Below are 10,426 nucleotides of genomic sequence, written 5' to 3'. Positions count from 1 at the left end.
GGTGTCAGCGCCGTACGGTGTCATCCGTCTTCAGGTCGTCCAGGTCCTCGAGGAAATCGTCGAGCTCGTCGGGGCAGTAGACCTCCAGCACGATCCGCTCGACCTCGACGGCCCTCGTGTCGGAGATGACGGGCCGCTGGCCGGGGCCGGTGGCGCCGTTCGACTGGTGGATCTTCCAGAGGGCCGTCTTCAGGGCGTTGCCCGGGTCCTCGCAGACCGGGCCGCCGTCCGTGCCGAGCACTTCCTCGACCGTGTCGGTGTCGGGGGAGGGGTAGCCGGCCCGGACCAGCTCCTCCTGGAGCTGGTTGGCCTTGGAGAGCGTCTGGCTGTTCGTCGTCACCTTGTTGTACTTGATCACCCCGGCCACGGCGAGGCCGACGAGGATCACGATGGCGCCCACGTAGAGCCACCTGTGCTCGGAGGCGAAACGGGTGGGGCTCATGACCGGCCTCCCTCGGTCGAAGCGGTGGCGGCGGCGGTGCGCCAGCCCGGCTTGCGGAACTTCAGGAAGAGCCACGGGATGAGCAGCCCCAGGATGAACAGGCCGCTGCCGATGAAGAGGACGTATCCCCAGACGCTGCCGCCGCCGAACTGGGAGGGCGGTACGAAGCCGATGGCGAGGGCCGCCAGCGAGGAGAGCAGGCCGACCGTGCAGATCAGCCCCAGGGCGGGTGCCCGGTAGCCGCGCGGATGGTCGGGGTGGGTCTTCCGCAGTCGCATCGCGGCGGCGAACATCAGCAGGTAGACGATGAGATAGACCTGCGTGGTGATGGTGGAGAAGATCCAGTAGACGCTCGACACGTTGGGGATGAGCGCGTACATCAGGGCGATGACCGAGGTCACGACGCCCTGGGTGACCAGGATGTTCTGCTGGACGCCGAACTTGTTGAGCTGCTGCAGGAACGGCGGCAGGTAGCCCTCGCTGCGGGAGATCTCCAGGAGGCCCTTGGACGGGCCGGCGAGCCAGGTCAGCATGCCGGCCAGCGAGGCGGAGATCAGCATGACGGCGGCGATCGGCGTCATCCAGCCGATGTCGAAGTACGAGAAGAAGGCGTCGAACGCCTGCATCACGCCCGCGGTGAGGCTGAGCTGGTCCGCGGGGACGACCCAGCTGATCGCGAGCGCGGGCAGGATGAAGATCAGCAGCACCAGGCACACGGCCAGGAACATCGACTTCGGGTACTCCTTCGCCGGGTTCTTCAGCGAGGAGACGTGGACGGCGTTCATCTCCATGCCGGAGTACGAGAGGAAGTTGTTGACGATCAGGACGAGGCTGGCGAGGCCCGTCCACTGCGGCAGCAGGTGGTCGGCGTTCATGGGGGCGGCCGACGGGTTGCCCTGACCGAGGAAGATCATGCCGAGGACGACGAGGAGCGTGCCCGGCACGAGCGTCCCGATGACCAGGCCCCAACTGGACAGTCCCGCGAGGGCCTTCGTCCCGCGTGAGGAGACCCAGACACCGGTCCAGTACAGGACCATGATGACGATCGCGGTGTAGACGCCGTTGGAGGCCAGGGACGGGTCGATGACGTACGCGATGGTGGAGGCCACGAAGGCCAGCAGGCTCGGGTAGTAGAAGATCGTCATCGCGAACTGGCACCAGACCGCGAGGAATCCGAGCGGCTTGGAGAGCCCCTCGGAGACCCAGCGGTAGACGCCGCCGTTCCAGCCGGAGGCCAGTTCGGCGGAGACCAGCGCCGTCGGAAGCAGGAACACGACGGCTGGGACGAGGTAGAGGAAGACGCAGGCCAGACCGTAGACGGCCATGGTGGGCGCGGCCCGCAGGCTCGCCACCGACGCGGTCGTCATCAGGGCGAGCGTCACCCAGGTCATGGTGCTCGGTGCGGCGACCCTGGCCACCGCCGCCCGGGGTTGTGGCACGTCGGCCGGGTTGTCGATGCTGCTCATGGGCCCTCCCGTAGGTCACACGATCACCTCAGGCTCGATCGGCCCGCGGGCACCGGCAACCGGAGACACCCGTACGGGCTAGGGCCTGTCCGGCGGGTGTTCGCCGTCCTCGGCGTGTCGGCCCCCCAGCCGTCCTTCGCCCTGGTCCGACGCGCGGCAGGCCCCCCGTCAGCGGGGGGTGCGGGCGAAGGAGCGTCGGTAGGAGCGGGGCGGCACGCCCCGGCGGCGGACGAACTGGGCGCGCAGGACGGCCGCGCTGCCGAAGCCCACCGCGCGGGCGACCTCCTCGACCGGCAGGTCCGTGGTCTCCAGGAGCTCCTCGGCGCGGCTGAGCCGCAGCCCGAGCAGCCAGGCGTGCGGGGTGGTGCCCGTGGAGGCGGCGAAGCGGCGGGCGAAGGAGCGCCGGCTCATCAGGGCCCGGCGCGCCAACTCCGCGACCGGCAGTGGCTCGTGCAGATGCTCCCGGGCCCAGGCGAGGACCTCGGAGAGCCGCTCGTCCTGACTGTCCTCGGGTACGGGGGTGGCCAGGTACTGGGCCTGCCCGCCGTCCCGGTGGGAGGGGAGCACCAGGTCCCGGGCGATGGCGTTGGCCGTGGTGGCGCCGTACTCGCGCCGCAGGAGGTGCAGGCACAGGTCGAAGCCGGCGGCGGCGCCCGCGCCCGTGGCGACGCTGCCCTCGTCGACGTACAGGGCGTCGGGGTCGACGGTGACCTCCGGGTGGCGTTCGGCCAGGAGCCCGGCGAACCGCCAGTGGGTGGTGGCCCGCCGCCCGTCGAGGAGCCCGGCCGCGGCGAGCGCGAAGGCGCCGACGCAGTGGGCCGCGACCAGCGCGCCGCGCTCGTGGGCGGCGGTCAGCGCGTCGAGGACGGCGGGGGCCGGGGGCGTACGGAAGTCGGCCCACGGCAGGGCGATGACCAGATCGGCCGAGGCCAGCCGGTCCAGGCCGTGCTCGACGACGAGCGGCAGCCCGACATCGGTGCGGACCTGGCCGGGCCGGTCGGTGCAGAGGGCGAAGTCGAAGAGGGGCAGGCCCTGTCCGCGGGCGTCGAACACCTCGGAGACGATGCCGGCTCCGAGCATGCCGACCCTGTGCGGGGCGTAGGCGGCGACGGTCACGAAGGGCGGCACGGAAGGAGTGTGGCACGCGGGACCGGGCCGGCCGTGAGCAGCGACGGCGCGGCGACGGCATGGCGACGGCGCGGCGAGAGCGCGACGACGGGTACGGCGATGGCACGATTCACGCGATCGGTGGCAGCACGGCCACTCGTGAAGGCCCTGCCGAAAGCGAAGACTTGGGGCATGGACAACGACGACGTACCTCGCGGCCGCACCGCCCGCCACACGATCCTGACCACCGGCTACACCCTCTCCACCGGCCCCGGGGTCGCCGCCACCGTCTCCTACGTGCACGACGGCGACCGGCACGTGATCGTCGACCCGGGCATGGTGGCCGGCCGCGACCGGATCCTCGGCCCGCTCGCCGAACTGGGCCTCGGCCCCGACGACATCACCGACGTGGTGCTCAGCCACCACCACCCGGACAACACCATGAACGTCGGCCTCTTCGGCCGGGCCCGCGTCCACGACCACAAGGCGATCTACGAGAACGACCAGTGGACCGACCGGGACGCCGAGGGCTACGAACTCACCCCGTCCCTCAAGCTGATCCGCACGCCGGGCCACAGCCGCGAGGACATCACCCTGCTCGCCGGCACCGACACGGACGTCGTCGCCTTCGTGGGCGACCTCTGGTGGCGCCCCAACGGCCCGGTGGACGACCCGGTCGCCCCGGACCACACGATCCTGCGCGACTCCCGGCTCCGGGTGCTCGCCGCCGCGGACGTGATCGTCCCCGGCCACGGCCCGGCGTTCCCGGCGGACGACACGGCGCCGCGCTAGGGCCTGTCCGGAGACGTCCTGTCGATCGGGCCGGATCGGGCCGGATCGGGGAACGCCCGAGGCCCCGGGGGCTTCCCCCGGGGCCTCGTCGGTCGGTCGTTCGACGGCGTCGTTCGATGGCGTCGTTCGACGGGAGGGCTACGGGTTGGGGGGCGGCTGCTCCTGCTTGCCCAGCTGCTCGTTGAGCTTCTGCTGGGCCGTATCGACCTGGCTCTGGTACTTGTTGCCCGTCTTCGCGTCGATGGCGTCGCCCGCCTTCTCGACGCCCTGACGGGTGGTGTCCTCATGGCCCTTGAGCATGCCCTTGAGCTTGTCGAGCATGGACATAACCGTCCTCCTCGTGAAAAGTCGACGTCCCCAGCATCCCGGCCGTCCGGAGATTCCGCATCCGCAGCGGGCCGTCGCGCGAGCCGCGCTCCCGCAGTTCCCGGGAGGGACCCGAGACCTCGCCAGGGCCCGGGAAACGACAGAGGCCCAGGTCACTGACCTGGGCCTTCATCGAGCAGTCGGCTTCCCTTGCGTGGGGCCGCCTACAGCTTGCTCATCTTGTTGTACGGGCTAAGGATCCGCTGTCGCACCGAACCGAAATCGACGAGCGCCGCGATTCCGTCCTCGATGCCGATCACTCGGCCAAGACCGTACATGTCGTGGGTGACCTGGTCGCCCACGGCGAACTGCTTGGGAGGCAGCGCGACGGGGGCCTTGAAGGGACTGGTAGGCAGATAGCGCTTCGGTGCAGCTGGATTCGTCATTGAGACCAGTATGCGCCCGGCTTCTCCGTTCGCGATGGCCGTCGGCCCCCGCTCTTCGGTACGGATCATGTCCGCGAGCCGCGGAAAGGCCCGGACGGAACAGCCCCACAGGGTCGCTGACCTGTGAATGTGACCCAGCGTAGCCGCCACCGAGCGACCTCGTGGAGAGATTCGGACAACACGAAAGCCCGGGTCGCCGACCCGGGCTCGCGGGGGAGCGGACGACGGGAACCGAAACCGCGCCACGAGCCCGGGAAGCACGCGGCACTCACCCCGGTGGTCATCCGCGCCATTCGACCAGGAGGAGCGTGGCGTCGTCCGTGGTGGCCTCGCCGCGGGCCCGCCTGAGCGTGTGGGACAGGTCCCGGGCCACCGCGCGGACCCCCTGGTCCGTCTCCTCCAGCCGGTTCACCAGGTCGATCAGCTGCTCCTCGCCGAACGGTTCCTGCCCGCTCTCGTGCTCCTCGACCAGACCGTCGGTGAAGCACAGAACGCGGTCACCGGGCTCCAGCGGCAGCTCGCTGACCTGGGGTTCCGATCCTCCGAAGCCGACCGGGAGGGTCGTCGGGCTGTCCAGCCGGCGTACGACGCGGTGTCCGCGGATCAGCAGCGGAGCGGGGTGCCCCGCGTTGACCCACTGGAGGCTCCCGGTGTTCGTGTCCAGCCGCATCATCTGCGCGGTCACGAAGTGGTCGGGGGCGAACTGGTCGGCCACGGCCCGGTCCATGAAGGCGTAGATCTCGGACAGCTCGATGCTGGTCCGGCGGGCGTGCCGGTAGGCGCCGATGGCCACGGTGGCCATCGTGGCCGCGTCCAGCCCGTGGCCCATGGCGTCGATCATGGCGAGGTGGAGGGTGTCCCCGTTGTAGGCGTAGTCGAAGCTGTCGCCCGCCACGTCGTAGGCGGGCTCCAGGACCCCGGCGACCGCGACGCGGGGCATCACCATGGCCAGGGGCGGCAGCAGGGACCACTGGATCTCCGCGGCGACGCTCATCGGCTCGGTGCGACGGGTGCGGAAGAACAGGTCGGTGTAACCGTTCTTGATCATCATCATGTCGGCCACCAGGCCGGCGATCCTGCGCAGGATGCGGCGGTCGTCGTCGTCGACCCGATCCAGGGTGACGGACAGGACCCCCGCCGGATCGCCGCCGTGCAGCAGCGGCAGGTGGATCCGTACGCCGTCGGCCAGCGCGAGCTCGACAGGACGCGAGTCGAGGAAGCACCGGCCGGCCTCGGAGCTGTCGATGGGCTGCGGATCGCCGGCCGCCAGGCCCTCGCCGGGCAGGGGGACCAGTCGCTGCTGTCCGTAGTCCTGGAGCAGGATCTGCGGGTCGCGGGCCCCCAGCCGTGCCACGGTGCCGGCGACGTGCGGCGCGACCAGATGAGGCGGCAGCTCGTGTGCCCCGTCCAGGAACCCGCCCAGAAGCTCCTCCCCGAAGCTCTCGGAGCGGTCTGGATCCCCGCGCTGTCCGGCTGCCATCCAGTTACCTCCGACCGGGCGGCGGGCCGGCGGCGTGGCCCTCGTCAGGTGCCGCCGCACGTGTCGGCCCGACTGTGCGGCAACGTTTCTCCGACCCGATGCCCGCACGTGGTTCCCCGGCCCTGTCGCCGCCCTTCGTCGCCGAAACGGCTTGGTGGCGGGCCGTACCCCTGTGCGCTTCAAGGGTGCTCCTCGGCGGCCGGGTACGCCACACGGGTCTCCGTGCGGGCCGGCGGCCGTACGAGGGCGGGCCGTACCGAGGGCGGGCCGTACCGAGGGCGGCCCACGCCCGACCACGGTGCGTCGCTCCGGCGGTCGGGGGAGTGCGTCAGGGCGCGAGGCCGGTGAGCGGCCGCCGCGGAGCCTCTCGCGAGCCGACCGTTCCCGGCCTCCTCACGCAGCGTCCGTCGGGTTCGACGATTCGGCGGCGCGGCGGTACTCGGCGTTGATGCGCTGAGCTTCTTCGAGCTGGTCTTCGAGGATGATGATGCGGCAGGCGGCCTCGATGGGGGTGCCCTGGTCGACGAGCTCGCGGGCGCGTGCGGCGATGCGCAACTGGTAACGCGAGTACCGGCGGTGGCCGCCGCCGGAGCGGAGCGGGGTGATGAGGCGGGCCTCGCCGATGGCGCGGAGGAATCCCTGGGTGGTGCCGATCATCTCGGCGGCCCGGCCCATCGTGTAGGCGGGGTAGTCGTCGTCGTCGAGACGGTCGAAGGAGTCGTCTGCTGTCACTTGCACCTCTCTGGTGAACGCGTCGAGGGGCCTTGGTGCCGTATGGCACCAAGGCCCCGAAGGAACTACTACACCATCTGCCGGCCCTGGTACTGCGCCGGCCTTCTGTTTCCGCTGACCCGACCGATATGGGGTCGGGAGTGCGGGGATCGCGGTTGCTTGACCGGAGACCACCTCACTATCGATGTCCTGCGGTACCCGGGCATCGACGATTCCGCCCGGGCGATCCTGATGGCGCTCGGCTCCTCCGTTCTTCCCTCGGTGATCAACCACCTGCCAACTGGTTGCGTACTGCACTTTCGGGTACCGCGACTGCCATGACAGCGGTACCGCTCATGGCGGCCCCTGATCACTGCGGGCCACCTGGTCCGGTCGTCAGTCCCGTCGCCGTCCGACAACAACCCTGGCTTCGGAACTCCACCACCGCACCCTCCTGCGAACTGCGACTACAGGTAGTGCTGCCCGGCAGTTCATCTCTGCCCGGGCCTTCGGTCTCTCTGGGCTACGAGAGAAACCATAATCACGCCACAGCCCAATGTCTACTCTGGCCGAGATAGATTTTTTTGGGCCCTGAGGTGAGGTAGACCTGGGCGGGCGGTCGAGGACGCACGACCCGGACGGTCGGTGAATAGAATGGGTTCCCATGTCGAAGCCTGACGAGCTGCTCGTTGACATCGCCGCCCTGGTGGAATCCGGGCAGAGCAATCAGATGTCCCTGACCGTGGTCGCCGGTGGTGCTGTCATCACCGGTCGGCTGGCTCCCGAACCGGTGTGGAGGCAGCGGGTGTCGGAGGTCCTGACGGACTCCGACCGCCTGGGCCAGTTCTCCGCCGTCTTCACCACCACTGCACGCCGGGACGGACCACCCACGCACCTGCACTTCCACCTGGCCCGCATCCTGCAGGGCACGGTGGGGATCCCGGAGACGGGCGGGATGTACCGCGTCTCGATCGCGGACGTCAGCGCCTGGACCGTGGGCGACGTCAGCTACTCCGACCACTGACCCGGCGCCGCTCGGAAGAACCCGCCGGTACGCGGTGAGGGCCCGACCGGCATGCCGGTCGGGCCCTCAAAGTTGTGCTGCTGTTCTGCTGTCGGCTCGAACGCCGCTCCCGTCGGTCAGACGGCCGGAGGGTCAGACGGTCACCGGGACGCCGAGCATCGCGGATGCCTGCTCGAGCGGGCTGAGGTGGGCCGTCGGCGCGGCGGTCCCGGGAGCTTCGCGGCAGGTGAAGCCGAGCTGGGCCATGGCCCGGAGGACTTCGCCGGCGCTGAAGTCTCGGCGGTCCTGGCGGGTGATGACCTGCCCGACCTGCTTGACGGGGTAGGTGCGTCGGCCGATGATCACGGACTCGCCGACGACCTGCTCGGGCTTGACGCCCTTCATCGATTCCAGGACACCGCTCTTGGTCAGGTCGAACGGGAAACGGGCGATGATGCAGCGCACGATGCCTCACAGGGAGAAGAGGGGAAGGGGTCTGCCGCGGTGAGGCGGTTCAGCGCGCGAGGGCGAGGACGCCCGGAGCACTGCCTCGTCCGTCGACGACGAGGATGTCCGGAGCGCTGCCTCGTCCGTCGACGACGAGGACGTCGCGCAGCCGGATTCGGTCCGTGTACGCGGCGCCGTCACGGACGGCGGCGAGCTGCGCCCGGGTGACCAGGTGGGTGCACAGGCCGTCGTCGTCGCAGATGAGCAGATGTCCCGCGCGGGCGCTGGTCACGACGGACAGGGCCACTTCGACGGTCATGTCGTCACAGACCCGCGGTGCGTCCGTGTCCACGGCGTCGGCCGCCGACCTGCGCGCGGGGGTGGCGTTCGCCGAGCGGGGCTGCATCTGGACCAGCGTCAAAAGGTGCCTCCTGCGGAGTTGGGTCGGCTTCCCGGTCATGTGGCGCTCAGGCCGCCGCGTCGAAGGCGGGCCGGCGCACGCCCCCGCGCCGGGCAGCCGAAGCGGCACTGCGCCGGCCCCGGGAGACCGGGCCGCGCTTACGCCGCTCGGCCGCCGGCGCGGTGATGGTGACGGGGACGCCGGAGGGGGTCCGGGCACCGGTGATCCGGTGGAGTGCTTCCTCGCCGGAGCGGACCTGGGTGGTCCGGGGGGCGATGCCGGCGGCGGCCATGAGGCGGGTCAGGCCGCGGCGCTGGTTGGAGGTGACCAGGGTGACGACGCTGCCGGACTCGCCCGCACGGGCGGTGCGTCCGCCGCGGTGGAGGTAGTCCTTGTGGTCGGTCGGCGGGTCCACGTTGACGACGAGGTCGAGGTTGTCGACGTGGATACCACGGGCGGCGACGTTCGTGGCGACCAGGACGGTGACGTGTCCGGTCTTGAACTGGGCGAGGGTACGGGTGCGCTGGGGCTGGGACTTCCCGCCGTGGAGTGCCGCGGCGCGGACCCCGCTGTCGAGGAGGTCCTGGGTGAGCCGGTCCACGGCGTGCTTGGTGTCCAGGAACATGATCACCCGGCCCTCGCGCGCCGCGATCTCCGTCGTCACCCGGTGCTTGTCGGTGCCGTGCACGTGCAGGACGTGGTGTTCCATCGTGGTGACCGCGCCCTGGGAGGGGTCGACGGAGTGGACGACGGGGTCGGTGAGGTAGCGGCGGACCAGGAGGTCGACGTTGCGGTCCAGGGTGGCGGAGAACAGCATCCGCTGGCCTTCGGGGCGGACCTGGTCCAGGAGGGCGGTGACCTGGGGCATGAACCCCATGTCGGCCATCTGGTCGGCCTCGTCCAGGACGGAGATCGCGACCTGGTTCAGCGCGCAGTCACCACGGTCGATGAGGTCCTTGAGGCGACCGGGGGTGGCGACGACGACTTCGGCGCCCCCGCGCAGGGCGCCGGCCTGGCGTCCGATGGGCATGCCGCCGACCACGGTCGCCAGGCGCAGCTTGACGGCGCGTGCGTACGGCGTGAGGGCGTCGGTCACCTGCTGGGCCAGCTCGCGCGTGGGGACGAGTACGAGGGCGAGCGGCCGGCGGGGCTCGGCGCGCTGCCCGGCGGTGCGGGCCAGGAGGGCCAGGCCGAAGGCGAGGGTCTTGCCGGAGCCGGTCCGGCCGCGGCCCAGCACGTCACGACCCACGAGGGAGTTCGGCAGGGTCGCGCCCTGGATCGGGAACGGCACGGACACGCCCTGCGCGGTGAGGGCGGCCAGGAGCTCCCTGGGCATGTCGAGTTCGCCGAACGCCTCGACGGCGGGCAGCGAGGGGGTGATCGTCTTCGGGAGGGCGAACTCTCCCTGTACCGGGGCGGGCCGGCGGCTGTGGCCACCCGAACGGCTCGGGCCTCCCGCGCGGCTGGGGGCGGACGAACCGAAGCGGCCGGTCCGGACCGGAGCGGCGGTGGCGCCGAAAGCGGAGCCGCCGGTGCGACGGCGGTTGCCGGAGGAGCGGTTGTTCGTACGTGTGGGGTTCATTCGGAACCTTCCTTGATACGGCACGTCATCAAGGAATTCCCGCAACGGTGGAGCTGCGCGGGGAACCACAAGAACGGGCCTGAGAGAATGCGAAAGCGAATCTCGCCCGCATGGAATCCGTGTCGGCGCAGGCGCTGAAATCTGAAATGAAGTGACGTCAAACGAACGTCGAAATCCAGGACAACGGCGGGACACAAGTTCGAAGCGGTAGGCGTCCCTGGAGGGTCCGTGGGCGGCAGTCGTC

General features: G+C 70.5%; 12 protein-coding genes. 2 read left to right on the top strand and 10 right to left on the bottom strand.

Annotated elements, in window-relative coordinates:
• Positions 1–4 precede the first annotated feature (4 nt).
• The 3 genes from OG361_RS19270 to OG361_RS19260 form a co-directional block, all read right to left on the bottom strand.
• Positions 5–442: a hypothetical protein gene (locus tag OG361_RS19270; RefSeq protein ID WP_405855179.1), complete on the bottom strand. Its 438-nt coding sequence runs from the start codon at positions 440–442 to the stop codon at positions 5–7.
• Entirely contained in the window at positions 439–1,908 is a 1,470-nt protein-coding gene (locus OG361_RS19265; RefSeq protein ID WP_405855177.1) for an APC family permease, read from the bottom strand. The genes OG361_RS19270 and OG361_RS19265 overlap by 4 nt, the downstream gene beginning before the upstream one ends.
• Before the next feature lie 168 nt (positions 1,909–2,076).
• Complete coding sequence (locus OG361_RS19260; RefSeq protein WP_384560872.1) at positions 2,077–2,988, bottom strand: GlxA family transcriptional regulator; 912 nt, start codon at positions 2,986–2,988, stop codon at positions 2,077–2,079.
• A 219-nt stretch (positions 2,989–3,207) separates the two neighbouring features.
• Here OG361_RS19260 and OG361_RS19255 point away from each other — a divergent pair, with 219 nt between their 5' ends.
• Positions 3,208–3,807, top strand: a complete 600-nt coding sequence (locus OG361_RS19255; RefSeq protein WP_405855175.1) for an MBL fold metallo-hydrolase — start codon at positions 3,208–3,210, stop codon at positions 3,805–3,807.
• Positions 3,808–3,945: 138 nt separating this feature from the next.
• Here the strand turns inward: OG361_RS19255 and OG361_RS19250 are convergent, their stop codons facing one another.
• The 4 genes from OG361_RS19250 to OG361_RS19235 form a co-directional block, all read right to left on the bottom strand.
• Positions 3,946–4,134 carry an antitoxin gene (locus OG361_RS19250; protein ID WP_405855173.1) on the bottom strand — a complete coding sequence of 63 codons (189 nt, stop codon included), beginning with the start codon at positions 4,132–4,134 and terminating at the stop codon, positions 3,946–3,948.
• Between the two features lie 203 nt (positions 4,135–4,337).
• On the bottom strand, positions 4,338–4,559 hold the full coding sequence (locus OG361_RS19245) for a hypothetical protein (protein WP_405862333.1): 222 nt from the start codon (positions 4,557–4,559) through the stop codon (positions 4,338–4,340).
• 280 nt (positions 4,560–4,839) lie between these two features.
• Positions 4,840–6,039, bottom strand: a complete 1,200-nt coding sequence (locus OG361_RS19240) for a PP2C family protein-serine/threonine phosphatase (RefSeq protein ID WP_405855171.1) — start codon at positions 6,037–6,039, stop codon at positions 4,840–4,842.
• A gap of 393 nt (positions 6,040–6,432) precedes the next feature.
• Positions 6,433–6,771 (bottom strand): MerR family transcriptional regulator, encoded by a 339-nt coding sequence (locus OG361_RS19235; RefSeq protein ID WP_384560547.1) that lies wholly within the window; start codon positions 6,769–6,771, stop codon positions 6,433–6,435.
• Positions 6,772–7,414: 643 nt separating this feature from the next.
• Between OG361_RS19235 and OG361_RS19230 the strand changes: the two genes are divergently transcribed.
• The gene (locus OG361_RS19230) at positions 7,415–7,774 is read left to right on the top strand and encodes a hypothetical protein (RefSeq protein ID WP_405855168.1); all 360 of its coding nucleotides are present in this window, start codon (positions 7,415–7,417) and stop codon (positions 7,772–7,774) included.
• Positions 7,775–7,906: 132 nt separating this feature from the next.
• On the opposite strand, the gene OG361_RS19225 is transcribed toward OG361_RS19230, so the two are convergent.
• From OG361_RS19225 to OG361_RS19215, 3 genes are read right to left on the bottom strand one after another with little or no spacing between them, the layout of a single operon-like run.
• Entirely contained in the window at positions 7,907–8,218 is a 312-nt protein-coding gene (locus OG361_RS19225) for an SCO5918 family protein (RefSeq protein WP_405855166.1), read from the bottom strand.
• A gap of 49 nt (positions 8,219–8,267) precedes the next feature.
• Entirely contained in the window at positions 8,268–8,621 is a 354-nt protein-coding gene (locus tag OG361_RS19220; RefSeq protein ID WP_405855164.1) for a hypothetical protein, read from the bottom strand.
• Between the two features lie 46 nt (positions 8,622–8,667).
• Complete coding sequence (locus OG361_RS19215) at positions 8,668–10,182, bottom strand: DEAD/DEAH box helicase (protein WP_405855162.1); 1,515 nt, start codon at positions 10,180–10,182, stop codon at positions 8,668–8,670.
• Positions 10,183–10,426 lie beyond the last annotated feature (244 nt).

Source organism: Streptomyces sp. NBC_00090 (genome assembly GCF_045160815.1).
Lineage (GTDB): Bacteria > Actinomycetota > Actinomycetes > Streptomycetales > Streptomycetaceae > Streptomyces.
Note: the sequence above shows the minus strand (reverse complement) of the source record. Positions and strands in the feature narration are given on the sequence as shown.